The sequence below is a fragment of the Polaromonas potterensis genome (assembly GCF_033446725.1).
GTDB lineage: Bacteria > Pseudomonadota > Gammaproteobacteria > Burkholderiales > Burkholderiaceae_C > Polaromonas.
In genome coordinates, this window is sequence record NZ_JAWQLX010000005.1 from 190,930 (window position 1) to 206,089 (window position 15,160).

Genomic DNA, 15,160 nt, shown 5'->3' on the forward strand with positions numbered 1-15,160 from the left:
CAACCAGCCTGCAAAAATCAATTTTTTCTGTTGCCGGATCACCAGCGCGTGCTGGCGACAAAGCATGGACGACGAGGGGTGAGAAGAGACCACCCCATGGGCGCCAAATGCTTTCCAGTATTGAAATACTCTTTGTCCGGTTTGTAGAGGATCAGACCGTCTGCGCCTGGTCTGCGCGCGAAGTCAAAAAGACCAGCAGGGCGGCGATCAGCAGCAAGACCGCACTCACCGTAAACGTGCTCTGGTAGCCACTCCTGTCGAACAACACCCCACCGACCGTGGAGCCCAGCGCAATGGCGAGCTGAACCACGGCGACCATCAGCCCACCACCAGCTTCGGCGTTGTGCGGTAGCGTTTTTGCCACCCAGGTCCACCAGCCAACGGGCGCGGCAGTGGCCACCAGGCCCCAGACGCCCAGCAGTACCGCCGCGGCGGGCACCGAAGCACCAACGGCGATGAGAGTCACCGCGATCGCGGCCATCACAACCGGGATGATCGTCAGCGTGCCATAGAAGCCCATCTTCAGAAACCGGCCGATGACCGTGGTGCCGATGAAACCCGCGACGCCCACCGCCAGCAGGATGAGCGACAGCGTGGACACGTCGACCCTCGTCACCGCTTCCAGGAACGGCCGGAGATAGGTGAATAGCGCGAACTGTCCCATGAAGAACACCCCGACAGCCAGCATGCCGAGCGTCACCAACCGGCTCTTGAACAGCCTGAAAACGTTGCTGGAACCAGGCGCGCGCTGCTTGGCCTCCATTGAGGGAAGGCTGAACCATTGCCAGGCAAACGCGATCAGCGCTATCGGCACGAGACAGAAGAAGGCGCCGCGCCAGCCGATGGTCGCGCCAAGATAGCTGCCCAGCGGGGCTGCAACCACTGTGGCCAGAGCATTGCCGCCATTGAAGATCGCCAGAGCGCGAGGCACCTGATCGGCGGGCACAAGCTGCATGGCCGTGGCCGCCGACAGGGACCAGAAGCCGCCCACGACGACGCCGAGCAGTGCCCGACCAGCCATGTAGGTCAGGTAGTTGGGGGCGAGCGCGACGATGGCCCCGGAGAGGCACATCATCGCCGTCAGAGACAGCAGCAGCGCCTTGCGGTTGATCCTGCTGGCGACAGCCGAAATGGACAGACTCATGAGTACCGCAAAGGCGCCGGATATGGCGATGCCTTGCCCGACCAGGCCTTCGGTGACCTTGAGATCGGAAGCTATCGGCGTCAGCAGGCTGACGGGCATGAACTCCGAGGCAATCAACGCGAAAACGCATAACGTCATCGCAAAGACCCCGCCCCAGTGGGCGGGTCTAGCCTCGTCGTGCTCGACGGAAGCGCTGCCCGGGGAGGCGTTAAGCACTTGAGCCGTCATCAGGCGCTTGCTTGTATGAGATGCTTCCCGAAGAACGTCGTCAGCTTGTCCCAGGGAATCAGGTTCACGCGGTCATACAGGTCCACATGACCAGCACCGGGGACGATGTGCAACTCCTTGGGTTCGGCGGCGAGTTTGTAGGCGTCTTCGCTGAACTCTTTGGAATGCGCCTGGTCACCCGTGATGAAGAGCATGGGGCGAGGAGAAATCGTCTCAATGTCATTGAACGGGTAAAAGTTCATGAACTTGACATTGCTGGTGAGCGTCGGGTGCGTCGTAAGCTGTCGCGATGAGCTTTTAGGCGTGTATTCGCCTCTGGGGGTACGGTAGAAGTCATAAAACTCGCGCTGAATGGGGTGCGTTTTTTCATTCAGTACATGGTCAGTTCCGCCGGTGTATTTGATTTGACCACCAGCAAACTCCGCATAGCGTTGCTCCGCTGCTTCGGCAATAATTCTCTTTCTTTGCTCAAGTGTCAGCGAGTGATTGAGCGCATTGCGGTTGGCAGCGCCCATGTCATACATGCTGACCGTGGCGATGGCTTTCATGCGGGGGTCAATCTTTGCTGCACTGATGACGAAACTGCCGCTGCCACAAACTCCAATGACACCAATCTGTTTGTTGTCAACAAATGCCCGGGTTCCCAGGAAGTCCACGGCGGCACTGAAATCCTCGGCATAGATATCCGGCGCAACGGCGTTGCGTGGCTGGCCATCGCTCTCCCCCCAAAAAGAAAGATCGAGTGACAGCGTGATGTATCCCTGCTCGGCCATTTTTGTGGCGTACAGATTCGCGCTTTGCTCCTTCACGGCGCCCATCGGGTGCCCAACAATAATCGCCGGGCTCTTTTTGCTTCTATCCAGATTTTGGGGAGTGAAGAGGTTGCCGGCGACCTTCATTTGGTACTGGTTCTTAAAAGTGACCTTCTGCACGGCTACTTTGTCGCTCTTGTAGAAATTGTCCGCACCATTGGCCGTGTTGGCAGTCGTCTGCGCACCGGCAGCGAAAGCCGCGCCGCCAGTGGCTGACAGGACGCCGAATGCAGCCGCGCCGGTGCCGGCCTTCTTCAGGAAATCGCGCCGAGCCGACGTTGAGCTGATAAGTTCTTCTGTGGCCGCGTGGCCGGTGTCGAGTGTCATGTGCATATTTGATGTTCCTATTGAGGATGAAATGGATGAATAAGAAAGCGGATAGCGCACGCGTTCCTGCGTATGACAATCAATCTTTGGCTCGCTCAATGCGAACCTTCAGCGGCCCTGATCGTTGCAACGCGGGCAGGCCTGCATCCACCTTGCCAAGTCGCACAAGCCCGCGCGCATACGCATCGTTGCCCACAAAGATCGCCAGATTGCCCCATGGGGCGTAGTAGGTGATGTCGCCCGTCCTGGGGGTCATGCCCGCAGCTGAACCCGCCACGGACAGCTTGCCCGGCAGACTGGAGATGCGTTCAACCACTGCATAGTCCTCCAGCGTCAGGTAAAGGGGCAGAAACGCTGCGAAATCACGCGCGGCGGCGCTATCGTTAAGCGTTGCGGTGACGATCTCGCCGTCGACATGTAGACGAAGCTTCATAAGGACCTGCTGTGCGAATGTGTGAGTGGTTGTCAGTGCGCATGCCAGGGCCAACGCAGAGGCACCCCAAGCCAATGCACGCTTGCGGAGGGAGTGGATGCGAATGCTCTTTGCCATGGCATGAAGTTTGCCTAGCACCCTGCGATTTGACTAGATAATGAATACTACATAGCTTTATTAGCATTACTAATCAATTGGGACGTATGAACCATGGCGCGACGCAATCTCAATGACCTTTTGGCCTTCGTTACGGTGGCACGCGAAGGCAGCTTTACCCGGGCCGCTGCCATCCTGGGCGTGACCCAATCGGCGTTGAGTCAAACAATACGCGGGTTGGAGGAGCGGTTAAAAATCCGATTGCTCACGCGCACAACACGCAGCGTCTCGCCTACGCCGCCAGGTGAGCGACTGATGCAGGCCATCGGTCACCGCTTTGACGAGATTGAAGCCGAGCTCGATGCTTTGACCGAGTTGCGCGACAAGCCCGCAGGCACAGTGCGTATTACCTGTGGTGACAACGTGATGCACACCACGCTACTGCCCAAACTCATGCCGCTTCTGAGTGAGCACCCGGACATCAAGCTGGAGTTCGACATGAACTACGGTTTCCGCGACATCGTGGCGGATCGTTTTGATGCAGGCGTCCGCATGGGCAACACCATAGACAAGGACATGATTGCCGTGCCCATCGGCCCACCGCTTCGCATGGCCGTGGTGGCGTCACCGGGCTACTTTGCTATCAACCCTCTTCCGAAAAAACCATCCGATCTGATGATGCACCGCTGCATCAACCAACGGATGCCCACGTCGGGTGGCTTGTACGTCTGGGATTTTTCACGCAAGGGCAAGCAGGTCAATGTGCGCGTAGATGGCCCGCTAATCTTTAATACCGCACCACCCCAAGTCGATGCTGCGTTGGCAGGGCTGGGCATCGCTTTGCTACCAGACGATGAGCTGGGGTCACACATCGAAGAAGGCCGCCTGGTGCGCGCACTGGAGGACTGGTGTCCGCCATTTGCTGGCTATCACCTGTACTACCCCAGCAGGCGCCAGCCATCACCAGCCTTTTCTCTGGTGCTACAGGCTTTACGGCTGGATGCAAAAAGCCGCCAATAAGTCCATCCGATCAAAAAAGCAGCAGACAGGCAGCCTCAACCAAGCCCCGCCACCCGCTCACGCCGCGCCGACCAAGCCTTCGCCACACGCGGCAACACCAGCACGGCCACAACCACCACCAGCAGAGCCACCGACATGGGCCGTTGCAAAAACACCATGGCACTGCCCTCGCCAATGGACATCGCGTTGCGCAGCTGCGCTTCGGCCAGTGGGCCGAGGATCATGCCGACAATCACGGGCGCTGTCGGGAAATCAAAACGCCGCATCACCACACCCAACACCCCGATGGCGTAGAGCAGGAAGAGATCAAAAGCACTTTGCCGCATGCCGTAAACACCCACGGTCGCGAAAATCAGGATGCCGGCGTACAGATAAGGCTTGGGAATTTTCAGCAGCTTGACCCACAGGCCGACCAGCGGCAGGTTGAGCACCAGCAGCATGACGTTGCCGATGTAAAGCGAAGCGATCAAGGCCCACACCAGTGCCGACGAGGACGTGAACAGTTGTGGCCCCGGCTGGATGCCGTAGTTCTGGAAAGCGCCGAGCAAAATGGCCGTGGTGTTGGAGGTCGGGATGCCCAGGGTCAAGAGGGGAATCATGGCCGCCGTCACGGTGGCGTTGTTGGCCGCCTCGGGGCCGGCCACACCTTCGATCGCGCCCTGGTTGCCGAACTCTGAATTGTCTTTGGCGAGTTTTTTCTCGGCCGCGTAGCTGAGGAAGGTCGGGATCTCGGTGCCGCCGGCCGGGATGCAGCCAAAAGGCACACCAATCGCCGTGCCACGCAACCAGGCGGGCCAGGAACGACGCCAGTCACGCTTGGTCATGTGGACCTTGCTGAGCTTGTTCTGCGCCGCATCGACCTTGCCTTCGTACAAGACCGCATGCATGGCTTCGGCCACCGCAAACAGGCCCACCGCCACCAGCACAATCTCGATGCCGTCCAGCATTTCAGGCACACCGCCGGTGTAACGCGCCTGGCCGGTGATCTGGTCCAGCCCGACCAGCCCGGCCGCCAGGCCTACGAACAGGGCCGTGATACCGCGCACCTCGCTTTTGCCCAGCACCGCGCTCACGGTCGTGAAGGCCAGCAGCATTAGCATGAAATATTCAGGCGGGCCAAGTTTGACGGCAAACTCCGCCACGATGGGCGCAAACAGCGTGACGATCACGGTGGCGATCGATCCCGCCACAAACGAGCCTATGGCCGCCGTGGCCAGCGCCGCACCGGCGCGCCCGCTTTTGGCCATCTTGTTGCCCTCCATGGCCGTGACCATGCTGGCCGTTTCACCCGGCGTGTTCAGCAAAATCGAGGTGGTGGAGCCGCCATACATGGCGCCGTAATAAATGCCGGCAAAAAAGATCATGGAGGCCGTGGCCTCGACCTTGACCGTGATCGGCAGCAACATGGCCACGGCCACGGCCGGGCCAATGCCGGGCAACACCCCAACGGCGGTGCCCAGGGCACAACCGACAAAACACCAAAGCAGGTTGATCGGGGTGGCCGCAGTGATAAAGCCCTGCATGAGCTGGTTGAAGATATCCATTTAAAGCCACCCGGTGGAAGTCAGGCCCGGCAGGTTGATCGCCAGGAATTGTGTAAACGCCCAATACACGGGCGCAGAAATCAGCAAACCGATCACGACGTTTTTCAGCCAGATTTTGGGGTCCACGCCGGCATGACCTTCGGCGCCGCGCAAGCCCTGTACGGCCAGCACAAAACACAGGGTGCAGCTCAGGATAAAACCAATGCTGGTGATCAGGGCCGCATTGGCCAGCAGGCCGGCCGAGACCCAGACAAAACCCGGCCAGTAGGCCTGTACGCCCTCGCTGGCCGGTTCCATCTCACGGAAGCCGCCGCTTGACGCTTCCCAGACCAGGAAGCCGCCGCAGACCAGCAAGGCCAGCGAAACCACCCAGGGTAAAAAATTGGGGCCGACCCCGGCATAACCGGCGGCCGAGGGGATGCTGATCGCACCAAACGCCAGGCCAAGGCCCAGCAGCACCACACCGCCGCCGACCAGGGTCTGCGAGCGTTTGTGGGCGGGAGAGAGGGTTTGTTGTGTCATTATTTTTTCCCGATGGAAGGCTGGCCACCAGCTGCGGCGGTCATCCCGGACCCAGTCCGGGATCCATGCCTCCGTTGATGCCAGCCGTGAAGCCGGAGACATGGATGGCGGCTCAGGCCCGCCATGACAGGCTGAGGTCCTTAGACCATGCCCGACTTGACCATGGTGGCGCGCAGGCTGGCGAAATCGTCGTCGACGAATTTCTCGAAATCGGCGCCGGTCAGGACGGCCGGTGTCCAGCTGTTTTTCTCTAGTGCCTCGGCCCAGGCCTTGGACTTCAGCGCCTTCAGCACCATGTCGGTCAGCTCCTTGCGCTGTGCCGCGGTGATGCCGGGCGCGCCATAGACACCGCGCCAGTTGCCGATGGCGACGTTGATGCCCTGCTCTTTCAGCGTGGGAACGTTGACACCCTTGAGGCGGGTGTCGGACGTCACGGCCAGCGGGCGCATCTTGCCGGTGGTGATGTATTCGGCAAACTCGCTGTAGCCGCTGCCGCCTATGGTGACGTTGCCGCCCAGAATGGCCGCAATCGCCTCACCGCCGCCACGGAAGGCCACGTAGTTGATCTTGGCCGGGTCCACCCCCACCTCGCGCGCAATCATGGCCGCGGCGATGTGTTCTGTGGAACCACGTGAACCGCCGCCCCACTTGACGCTGCCGGGATCTTTCTTGAGCTGCGCCACGACATCGGCCATGGTCTTGAATGGCGAGTTGGCCGGCAACACAAACACGTTGTATTCGCTGGTGATGCGGGCAATCGGTGTGGCTTGGCTCAGGTTGACTGGCGGTTTGCCGGTGATGATGCCGCCCAGCATCACGGCGCCCATGACCATCAGCGCGTTCGGGTCGTTTTTGCTGCCGTTGATGAACTGGGCCAGGCCCAGTGCGCCGGCGGCGCCGCCCTTGTTGTCGTAGGTCACGGTGGAGGCCGCGCCGGACTCCTGCAGCGCCTTGCCCAAGGCGCGGCCGGTGGTGTCCCAGCCGCCGCCGGGGTTGGCGGGAATCATCATCTTGACATTGGCGGCCGCCAGGGCAGACAGCGGCAAGGAGCCGGCGGCAACCAAGGCCGCCATGGATTTGAGAAAGGTGTCGCGACGCATAAATGTCTCCTGGAGTTTTATCTAACCCGTGCATCATGCGCCGCTTGCCTGTCAAACAGCTGTCCCAGGCATTGGGGAAAGTGCTAATGTGCTGCCCATGAAACTGCTTTTGGTTGAAGATGATGCCGCCATGCGCACAACCTTGGTCCGGTCGCTGGGGCGTCGCGGCATCCAAATCGAGGCCTGCGGCGACGGCCGGCAAGCGCTGGAGAAGTGGCAGGCCTCGGCTTTTGACGTGATCCTGCTGGACCTGACCCTGCCCGGCCTGGACGGCCTGCAGGTGCTGGAGCAGGCCAGGCGCAGCGGCCTGGACACGCCGGTGCTGATCCTGACCGCACGCGGCACCGTGGGCGACCGCATCATCGGCCTGAACACCGGCGCCGACGACTACCTGCCCAAACCGTTTGACCTCGACGAACTCGAGGCCCGTTTGCGCGCCCTGCACCGGCGCCGCCCGGGATCACTGGTCGAATCGGCCTCCAGCCCTTATTCAGCGGGCGCCATCAGCTATGAAAAAGAGAGTGGCGCCATTTACTACCGCGACCAGGTGCTGGACCTCCCCCCGCGCGAGCTGGCCTTGCTCAAGGCGCTGCTGGAAAAACGTGGCCACGCCGTGACCAAGGAAAGGCTGTTCGACCTGGTGTTTCCCGGCCAGACCGATGTGCAATACGAAGCCATCGAGGTCGTGGTCTACCGCCTGCGCAAACGCCTGGCGCACACCGGCGTGACCCTGATGACCTTGCGCGGCCTGGGCTACCTGCTCAAGACCGATGACTAGACCGTTGTCCCGACAAACTACCCCCCTGCCGGGGGACAACGTGCGCAGCGAAGGGCCGCCCCGAGCAAGCACAGCCCCCTCGGGGGACAGCGCAGTACGCGAAGCGACAAGCGTGGGGGCCGTCATGTCCCTGAGAAGGTATTTGCTGATCGGCATCCTGCTGCCCATCAGCCTGCTGATTGTGATCAACAGCGTCAGCCTCTACCGGCAAACGCTGGCGGCCGTCAACACCGCTTACGACCGCACCCTGCTGGCCTCGGCCAAAACCATTGGCGAACAGCTGGATGTCGAAGGTTACGACGACTTGTCGGTGTTGCGCGCCACCGTGCCTTATTCGGCGCTGGAGGCGTTTGAAGCCGACAACCGCAGCCAACTGGTCTACCGCGTCTCCAACCTGCAGGGCGAGGTGATTTCCGGCTTTGGCGAGTTGCCCTTCTGGCGCGGCAGCATTCCCAACCAGGGCGCGTATGCCGCGCTGGTGGCGTTTTACGACGACGTTTTTCGAGGCGACGAGGTGCGTGTGGCGGTCTTGCTGCAGCCAGTGGCCAGCGCACGCGGCCGCGGCATGGCCGTGGTGCAGGTGGCCGAAACCCTGGAGTTGCGCCAGACCCTGGCGCGCAAGGTCTTGTTTGACACCTTGTGGCGCCAGGCCTTGCTGATTGGTGTGATCGCGCTGGTGGTGATTCTGGTGGTGCAACGCGCCACGCGACCGGTGCGCCGCCTCAGCGCCGAGTTGCAGGCGCGGCCCGAAGGCGACCTGACCCCGGTGGCCGCGCCCGATGCCCCGCGCGAGTTGCTGCCGCTGATCGACGCCACCAACCAGGTGATGCAGCGCCTGCAAGCCCTGATCGGGCACCAGAAACGATTTGTGCGTGATGCCTCGCACCAATTGCGCACGCCGCTGGCCGTGCTCAAGACACAGGTGCAGTCGGCGCAGCGCGGCGACGTGGCACCACGCCAGGCGCTGCGCGAAATCGCCGACACGGTCGAACGTGCCACCCTGCTGGCCAACCAGATGCTGGCGCTGGCCAAGGTCGAGCAGTTGCGCCTGCAGACCGATGCCCAGCCACAGGACTGGCCCGAGCTGCTGCGCTCCATCGTGATTGACATCTCCCCGCTGCTGGCCGAGCAGGACCTGGATTTTGAAATCAGCACCATGCCGGCCCAGGTGCGCGCGCACGACTGGATGCTGCGCGAGCTGGCGCGCAACCTGCTGCACAACGCCATCAAATACACGCCGCGCGGCGGCACCCTCACGGTGCGCCTGGTCACCGACACTTTCTACGCGGCGCTGACGGTCAGCGACAGCGGGCCAGGCATCAGCACCGAGCTGGCCGCGCGCCTGTACGAACCTTTTTCCGCCGGCGACGTGCGCCAGGGCTCGGGCCTGGGCCTGGCGATTTGCCGCGAAATCACACAGGCGCTGGGCGGCAGCATCATCCTGGAAAACCGCGAAGACCATGGGCGTATCGTCGGGCTGGACGCCACCGTGCGTTTGCCCCTGGTACACAATGAGAGTTGATGAAAAATATAGGTCTTGATCAACAGCTGCGGGCCGGCAAAAGCACTGCAGGGGAGTTCCCGGATGCGTCTTGACAAATGGCTTTGGGCCGCGAGGTTTTACAAAACCCGCTCACTGGCCAGCGATGAAATCAGCAAGGGCCGCGTCGCGGTCAATGGCCAGGACGCCAAACCGGCCCGCGACATCAAGGCCGGCGACACCGTGGCCATGCGGCAAGGGCCGGTCACCCGCACCGTGGTGGTCAAGGGCTTGAGCCAGCATCGCGGCGCAGCCCCGGTGGCGCAACAGCTTTACGAAGAAACCGCTGACAGCCTGCGCCTGCGCGAGGCGGCGGCCGAGCAACGCCGGCTGAACCACGAGCCGGCCAGCAGCATAGAACACGGGCGCCCGACCAAACGCGACCGGCGTGACCTGGAGAAAGCCCAGGACAAAAACTGGGGCGACCGCTGGAGCGCTTCGGCCGACTCATAAAACGCTCTGTTTTTCATAGCTGCTTGCGCCCGTGGATTATGGCTAGAGGCCTACTTCACTCATAAACCAGGCCTTACCAAGCATTTCCGGGCTGGACGGTGGCTCAGGTCCGCAGCGACAGCTTGGCAGACCCGCGGCGCAGGCGCAGGCCCTGCATCCACCACACCCCCCAGGCCAGCAATGCCGCCGGAATAAACACCCAGTGGGTTGACGGCCGTGACGGATTCGGCAGCTTGAGCTCAACCACCTTGTAGCCCTGCTCGACACCCAGCTTTTTCGCGCGGCTGCCAAACTTGACGGCTGCCACTTCCAGGTCTGTCCCAAGCTGGCTCAGGGTCACACCCCCGTCGCGCAGGCGCTCGCGGCCAGTGGCGCCCTCGCCCATGGGCAGGGCCACGGTTTTGGTCTGCGGCTCGCCGTTCAGGGTTTCGCCGGCAATACCCACCACCAGCCATTCATCGGCGCGCAAGCCATCGGCCACCTTGTAGATGTCGGCCGCCGGCGCCGACACATATTTGGACGAAAACTGGTCCACCACCCAGTCGGGCCGGAAAAACAGGAAAGTCGCCAGCAGCAAGACCGCCACCTCGGGCCAGGTACAGCGGGTGCGAAACCATTTCATGGTGGCGGCGGCAAACAGCAACGAAGCGGCCACCGCAGTCACACACACCAGCACCACATCGACCCAGGAGCCCAGGCCGATCAGCAAAATCTGCGGGTTGAAGATAAACACAAAAGGCAACACGGTGGTGCGCAGGCTGTACCAAGTCGCCTGCCAGCCCGTGGCATTCGGGTCTTCGCCCGAAATCGCCGCGGCCGCGTAAGACGCCAGCCCTACAGGCGGCGTCACGTCGGCCAGGATACCGAAATAAAACACAAACATGTGCACCGCGATCAGCGGAATCACCAGGCCGCTGCGCGCGCCCAGTTCAACAATCACCGGCGCCATCAAGGTCGCGACCAGAATGTAGTTGGCCGTGGTCGGCACACCCGCGCCTATGACCAGGCAAATCGCCGCCGTCAGCAGCAACATCACCAGCACATTGCCGTCCGAGACCAGCTCGACAAAGTCGGTCATCATCAGCCCCATGCCGGTCAGCGTGATGACACCCACAATCAGGCCGGCACTGGCGCAAGCCACACCGATGCCTATCATGTTGCGCGCACCCAGCACCAGGCCACGCCACAGATCGGCCACGCCGCGTTGGAGCGAGGACAAGGCCGCCTCGGCCTTGCCGTCGGGACGGAAAACGGACAACATGAAAGGCTGCAGCACCACCATCACCATGACGGTGGCCGTGGCCCAGAAAGCCGACAGCCCGGGCGACAACTCTTCGGCCATCAGGCACCACAACAAGACCGTGATCGGGATGAAAAAATGCAGGCCGGCGCGCACCGTGGGCCAGGGCAGCGGCAGCTTGACCTCCTTGGCCAGCGGATCGTCCACCGCGATGTCCGGGTAACGCGAGGAATAGGCCATCAGCACCACATAAGCCACGGCCGCCAGCACAGCCAGCGCCCAACCCGCGGCATCGCCCGCAAGGTATTGCACAGCGGTGATCGCGTAATAAATCGCGGCGCAAGCGATGGTGGTGCCGGACAGGCCCAGCGCCCAGCCCAGCAGCCGTTCGCGCCAGGTCGGCTGGCGTTCGCGCACCAGCGGTTTCAGGTCGTACTTGAGCGCTTCCAGGTGCACGATGTAAAACAGCGCCACATAAGAAATGATGGCCGGCAAGGCCGCATGTTTGATGATCTCCGAATACGGAATACCCACGTATTCAACCATCAGGAAAGCCGCCGCCCCCATCACCGGCGGCATGATCTGGCCGTTGACCGACGAGGCCGCTTCAATCGCCCCGGCCTTCACACCCGAATAACCCGTGCGTTTCATCAACGGTATCGTGAAGATACCGCCAGATACCACATTCGATACCGACGAGCCCGACACAATGCCGTTCAGCGCTGAGGACACCACCGCCACCTTGGCCGGCCCGCCGCGCAAATGGCCCAAGGTGGCGAGTGACACCTGCAACATGTAGTTGCCGGCACCGGCAATATCCAGCAAGGTGCCGAACAGGACAAACAGGAAAATAAACTGCACCGACACACCCAGCGCCACGCCGTAAACACCTTCGGTGGTCAGCCACATGTGCGAGATAAAACGCGACAACGAAGCGCCGCGGTGTTGCAACACCTCGGGCATGTGCGGGCCCAGGAACACAAAGGCCATGAACACGCCGGTGGTCACCAACATGCCAAAACCCATGGCGCGGCGTGTGGCTTCCAGCATCACGGCGACGCCGGTCACACCGATCACGATGTCCATCGTGGTGGGCGCGCCCGGCCGCAGGGCCAGCTGGTTGTAAAACAGGAACAGGTAGGCACCGCAAAAAGCGCCGACCAGCGCCAGCAGCCAGTCCGACCAGGGGATGACGCTGCGCGAGGAATGTTTGAACGCCGGAAACGCGCAAAAGGCCAGGAAGATCGCAAACGCGAGATGGATGGCGCGTGCCTCGGTGTCGTTCAGGATGCCGAAGCCCAGCATAAACGGCAGCGGCGACGCATACCAAAGCTGGAACAGCGACCAGGCACCGGCCAGAATGGCCAGGCCTACGCCAATTTTTCCGCCGGGCTCACGCCCGCCCAGGTCGGCCTCCTTGACCAACTGGTCGAGTTCTTGGGCCGAGTGTTTTTCGAGTTGCGCCATCCGTGGCCTTCCAGAGCTGTTAGTTATTTTTCTAAAAAAAAGGGCCAGGCAACATCACGCTCCTGACCCCTTTCCCTCTACACCGGAAGGTGTTTATTTGATCCAGCCTTTTTCCTTGTAATAACGCGCAGCACCTTCATGCAGCGGTGCGCTCAGGCCGTCCTTGACCATGTTCTGCGGGTTCAGGTTGGCCAGCGCCGGGTGCAATTTTTTGAACTCGTCGAAGTTGTCAAACAAGGCCTTGGTGACCTGATACACCGTTTCCGCCGGCGTTTTGCTGGAAGTGACGACCGTGGCCAACACGCCGTAGGTGTTGGTGGGCTGCGGGTTGTTCGGGTACAGGCCGCCGGGGATGGTGACCTTGGCGTAATATGGTTTCTCGGCCACCAGCTTGTCAACCACCGGGCCACTCAGCGACACCAGCTTGGCGCCACAGGAGGTAGTCGGGTCCTGGATGTTGGCCGAGGGATGGCCCACCGCGTAATAAAAGCCGTCGATCTTTCCGTCACACAGCGCCGGGCCATGTTCGTCGGCCTTCAGCTCGGAGGCCAGCGAAAAGTCGCCCAACTTCCAGCCCATTCCGCCCAGCAACTCTTCCATGGAAGAACGTGTGCCCGAGCCCGGGTTGCCGACGTTGAAACGTTTGCCCTTGAAGTCCTCGAACTTGCTGATGTTGGCTTCCTTGCGGGCGACCACGGTGAAGGGCTCGGGGTGCACGGCGAAAACCGCGCGCAGATCGGTGTAGGCCGCGTCCTTGTACTGGCCCGCACCCTTGACGGCGTTGTACTGCACGTCCGACTGGGTGAAGCCGAAATCCAGCTCGCCGGCCTTGATGGTGTTGACGTTGAAGACCGAGCCGCCGGTGGACTCGACCGAACAGCGGATGCCGTGTTTGGCGCGGTCCTTGTTGACCAGGCGGCAGATCGCGCCGCCCGCGGCGTAATACACACCGGTGACACCCCCGGTGCCTATGGTCACAAACTTTTGCTGGGCCAACACCGGCGTGGCCACCAGGGCAGCCGCCAGCGCCAGACCGGCACTTGCCATACTCAGCATATTCAACGCAAACTTCTTGCTCATCTCTGTGTCTCCAGGTTGTAAAAACTAGGGTTATGAGGTCGCGGCGATCGCGGCATCCATGGCCGAACCGAGGCGGTCCACCACCATCGCCAGCTCCGCTTCGCTGCTGATAAAAGGTGGCGCCAGCAGGACATGGTCACCATAACGGCCATCGACGGTGCCGCCCATCGGGTAAACCATCAAGCCGCGCGCCATCGCCTCCTGCTTGATACGGCTATGCAGTTTGCGTGCCGGGTCAAACGGCGTTTTCTTGGCACGGTCCTGCACCAGCTCGATGCCCCAGAACAAACCACGCCCGCGAATGTCGCCAATATGGGGATGGTCGCCCCAGCTGTGGTGCATGAGCTGCTGCAGAAATTCGCCGCGTGCGCGCACCTGCGGCAGCAACTGGTCACGCTCAAACACCTGTTGCACGGCCAGCGCGGCCGCACACGCAATGGCATGGCCCAGGTAGGTGTGGCCATGGTGAAAAAAGCCCGAGCCGTCACGCATGGCATCCACAATTTTCTTTTGCGCCAGCACCGCACCTATCGGCTGGTAACCGCCGCCCAGGCCTTTGGCCACCGCCAGCAGATCGGGCGAAACGCCGTCCTGCTCGCACGCATGCAAGGTGCCGGTGCGTCCCATGCCACACATCACTTCATCAAGAATCAGCAACACGCCATAACGGTCGCAGACCTCGCGCACTGCCTTGAAATAACCCGGCACCGGTGCCAGCACACCGGCCGTGGCGCCGCCCACGGTCTCCGCCACAAAGGCAATCACGCTGTCAGCGCCCTTGGCCAGAATGGCGTCTTCCAGTTCCCTGGCCAGGCGCAGCCCGTATTGTTCGGGCATCTCACCGGCCTGCTGCTCACGGTAGGGGTAACACGGCGAAACATGCGTGGCCGGAATCAAAATGGGTGCAAACGGTTCACGTCGCCACTGGTTGCCGCCTATGGCCAGCGCGCCCAGGGTGTTGCCGTGGTAACTCTGTTTGCGTGCAATGAAGTGGGTGCGTTGCGGCTGGCCGATCTCGACAAAATACTGGCGCGCCATCTTGAGCGTGGCCTCGACCGCCTCGGAGCCGCCGCTGACAAAATACACATGGCTCATGCCTTGCGGCGCCGTGCGGATCAACTGGTCGGCCAGTTCCTCCGCCACCTCGGTGGTGAAAAAACTGGTGTGGGCATAAGCCAGCTTATCGATCTGCGCATGCATGGCGGCGAGCACGTCCGGATGCCCATGGCCCAGGCAGGACACGGCCGCGCCGCCCGAGGCATCGATGTAGGTTTTGCCCTGCGCGTCGGTGAGGTACACGCCCTGCCCGCTGACGGCCACCGGCGGCTTGCGCTGCAACTGGCGATGAAACACATGGGTGGACGCAACAGCCATAA

Annotated in this window: 13 protein-coding genes; 4 read left to right on the forward strand and 9 right to left on the reverse strand. The window is 61.8% G+C overall.

Translation table 11 applies throughout. The features are described from left to right. Positions 1-151 precede the first annotated feature (151 nt). From R6254_RS11625 to R6254_RS11635, 3 genes are all read right to left on the reverse strand, one after another. The gene (locus tag R6254_RS11625) at positions 152-1,372 is read right to left on the reverse strand and encodes an MFS transporter (RefSeq protein ID WP_412103152.1); all 1,221 of its coding nucleotides are present in this window, start codon (positions 1,370-1,372) and stop codon (positions 152-154) included. After that, positions 1,372-2,511 carry an alpha/beta hydrolase gene (locus tag R6254_RS11630; protein WP_318406954.1) on the reverse strand — a complete coding sequence of 380 codons (1,140 nt, stop codon included), beginning with the start codon at positions 2,509-2,511 and terminating at the stop codon, positions 1,372-1,374. Before R6254_RS11630 ends, R6254_RS11625 begins: the two co-directional genes overlap by 1 nt. Positions 2,512-2,590: 79 nt before the next feature. Continuing rightward, positions 2,591-2,944 carry a cyclophilin-like fold protein gene (locus tag R6254_RS11635; protein ID WP_318406956.1) on the reverse strand — a complete coding sequence of 118 codons (354 nt, stop codon included), beginning with the start codon at positions 2,942-2,944 and terminating at the stop codon, positions 2,591-2,593. Positions 2,945-3,154: 210 nt separating this feature from the next. Here R6254_RS11635 and R6254_RS11640 point away from each other — a divergent pair, with 210 nt between their 5' ends. Continuing rightward, positions 3,155-4,060: a LysR family transcriptional regulator gene (locus R6254_RS11640; RefSeq protein ID WP_318406959.1), complete on the forward strand. Its 906-nt coding sequence runs from the start codon at positions 3,155-3,157 to the stop codon at positions 4,058-4,060. Between the two features lie 35 nt (positions 4,061-4,095). Here the strand turns inward: R6254_RS11640 and R6254_RS11645 are convergent, their stop codons facing one another. The 3 genes from R6254_RS11645 to R6254_RS11655 all read right to left on the reverse strand — a co-directional run bounded on the left by R6254_RS11645 (position 4,096) and on the right by R6254_RS11655 (position 7,226). Beyond that, positions 4,096-5,604, reverse strand: coding sequence for a tripartite tricarboxylate transporter permease (locus R6254_RS11645; protein ID WP_318406961.1), 1,509 nt, complete (start codon positions 5,602-5,604; stop codon positions 4,096-4,098). Beyond that, positions 5,605-6,126, reverse strand: a complete 522-nt coding sequence (locus tag R6254_RS11650) for a tripartite tricarboxylate transporter TctB family protein (protein WP_318406964.1) — start codon at positions 6,124-6,126, stop codon at positions 5,605-5,607. It abuts the gene before it with no gap. 140 nt (positions 6,127-6,266) lie between these two features. Then, positions 6,267-7,226 carry a Bug family tripartite tricarboxylate transporter substrate binding protein gene (locus tag R6254_RS11655; protein WP_318406966.1) on the reverse strand — a complete coding sequence of 320 codons (960 nt, stop codon included), beginning with the start codon at positions 7,224-7,226 and terminating at the stop codon, positions 6,267-6,269. 97 nt (positions 7,227-7,323) lie between these two features. Here R6254_RS11655 and R6254_RS11660 point away from each other — a divergent pair, with 97 nt between their 5' ends. The 3 genes from R6254_RS11660 to R6254_RS11670 all read left to right on the forward strand — a co-directional run bounded on the left by R6254_RS11660 (position 7,324) and on the right by R6254_RS11670 (position 9,997). Further along, on the forward strand, positions 7,324-8,004 hold the full coding sequence (locus R6254_RS11660) for a response regulator (RefSeq protein WP_318406967.1): 681 nt from the start codon (positions 7,324-7,326) through the stop codon (positions 8,002-8,004). 124 nt (positions 8,005-8,128) lie between these two features. Then, on the forward strand, positions 8,129-9,526 hold the full coding sequence (locus tag R6254_RS11665; RefSeq protein ID WP_318406969.1) for a sensor histidine kinase: 1,398 nt from the start codon (positions 8,129-8,131) through the stop codon (positions 9,524-9,526). A gap of 63 nt (positions 9,527-9,589) precedes the next feature. After that, entirely contained in the window at positions 9,590-9,997 is a 408-nt protein-coding gene (locus R6254_RS11670; RefSeq protein ID WP_318406970.1) for an RNA-binding S4 domain-containing protein, read from the forward strand. 103 nt (positions 9,998-10,100) lie between these two features. On the opposite strand, the gene R6254_RS11675 is transcribed toward R6254_RS11670, so the two are convergent. The 3 genes from R6254_RS11675 to R6254_RS11685 form a co-directional block, all read right to left on the reverse strand. After that, positions 10,101-12,704 (reverse strand): TRAP transporter permease, encoded by a 2,604-nt coding sequence (locus R6254_RS11675; protein WP_318406971.1) that lies wholly within the window; start codon positions 12,702-12,704, stop codon positions 10,101-10,103. A gap of 93 nt (positions 12,705-12,797) precedes the next feature. Further along, positions 12,798-13,784 (reverse strand): TAXI family TRAP transporter solute-binding subunit, encoded by a 987-nt coding sequence (locus R6254_RS11680; protein WP_318406973.1) that lies wholly within the window; start codon positions 13,782-13,784, stop codon positions 12,798-12,800. Positions 13,785-13,814: 30 nt separating this feature from the next. Next, positions 13,815-15,158 (reverse strand): aspartate aminotransferase family protein, encoded by a 1,344-nt coding sequence (locus R6254_RS11685; RefSeq protein WP_318406975.1) that lies wholly within the window; start codon positions 15,156-15,158, stop codon positions 13,815-13,817. Between the last annotated feature and the right edge of the window lie 2 nt (positions 15,159-15,160).

Coding starts and splice junctions, on each gene's coding strand:
- R6254_RS11645 (WP_318406961.1), bottom strand. CDS start 5,604: ATGGATATCTTCAACCAGCTCATGCAGGGCTTTATCACTGCGGCCACC.
- R6254_RS11625 (WP_412103152.1), bottom strand. CDS start 1,372: ATGACGGCTCAAGTGCTTAACGCCTCCCCGGGCAGCGCTTCCGTCGAG.
- R6254_RS11685 (WP_318406975.1), bottom strand. CDS start 15,158: ATGGCTGTTGCGTCCACCCATGTGTTTCATCGCCAGTTGCAGCGCAAG.
- R6254_RS11675 (WP_318406971.1), bottom strand. CDS start 12,704: ATGGCGCAACTCGAAAAACACTCGGCCCAAGAACTCGACCAGTTGGTC.
- R6254_RS11670 (WP_318406970.1), top strand. CDS start 9,590: ATGCGTCTTGACAAATGGCTTTGGGCCGCGAGGTTTTACAAAACCCGC.
- R6254_RS11635 (WP_318406956.1), bottom strand. CDS start 2,944: ATGAAGCTTCGTCTACATGTCGACGGCGAGATCGTCACCGCAACGCTT.
- R6254_RS11665 (WP_318406969.1), top strand. CDS start 8,129: ATGTCCCTGAGAAGGTATTTGCTGATCGGCATCCTGCTGCCCATCAGC.
- R6254_RS11680 (WP_318406973.1), bottom strand. CDS start 13,784: ATGAGCAAGAAGTTTGCGTTGAATATGCTGAGTATGGCAAGTGCCGGT.
- R6254_RS11660 (WP_318406967.1), top strand. CDS start 7,324: ATGAAACTGCTTTTGGTTGAAGATGATGCCGCCATGCGCACAACCTTG.
- R6254_RS11655 (WP_318406966.1), bottom strand. CDS start 7,226: ATGCGTCGCGACACCTTTCTCAAATCCATGGCGGCCTTGGTTGCCGCC.
- R6254_RS11630 (WP_318406954.1), bottom strand. CDS start 2,511: ATGACACTCGACACCGGCCACGCGGCCACAGAAGAACTTATCAGCTCA.
- R6254_RS11640 (WP_318406959.1), top strand. CDS start 3,155: ATGGCGCGACGCAATCTCAATGACCTTTTGGCCTTCGTTACGGTGGCA.
- R6254_RS11650 (WP_318406964.1), bottom strand. CDS start 6,126: ATGACACAACAAACCCTCTCTCCCGCCCACAAACGCTCGCAGACCCTG.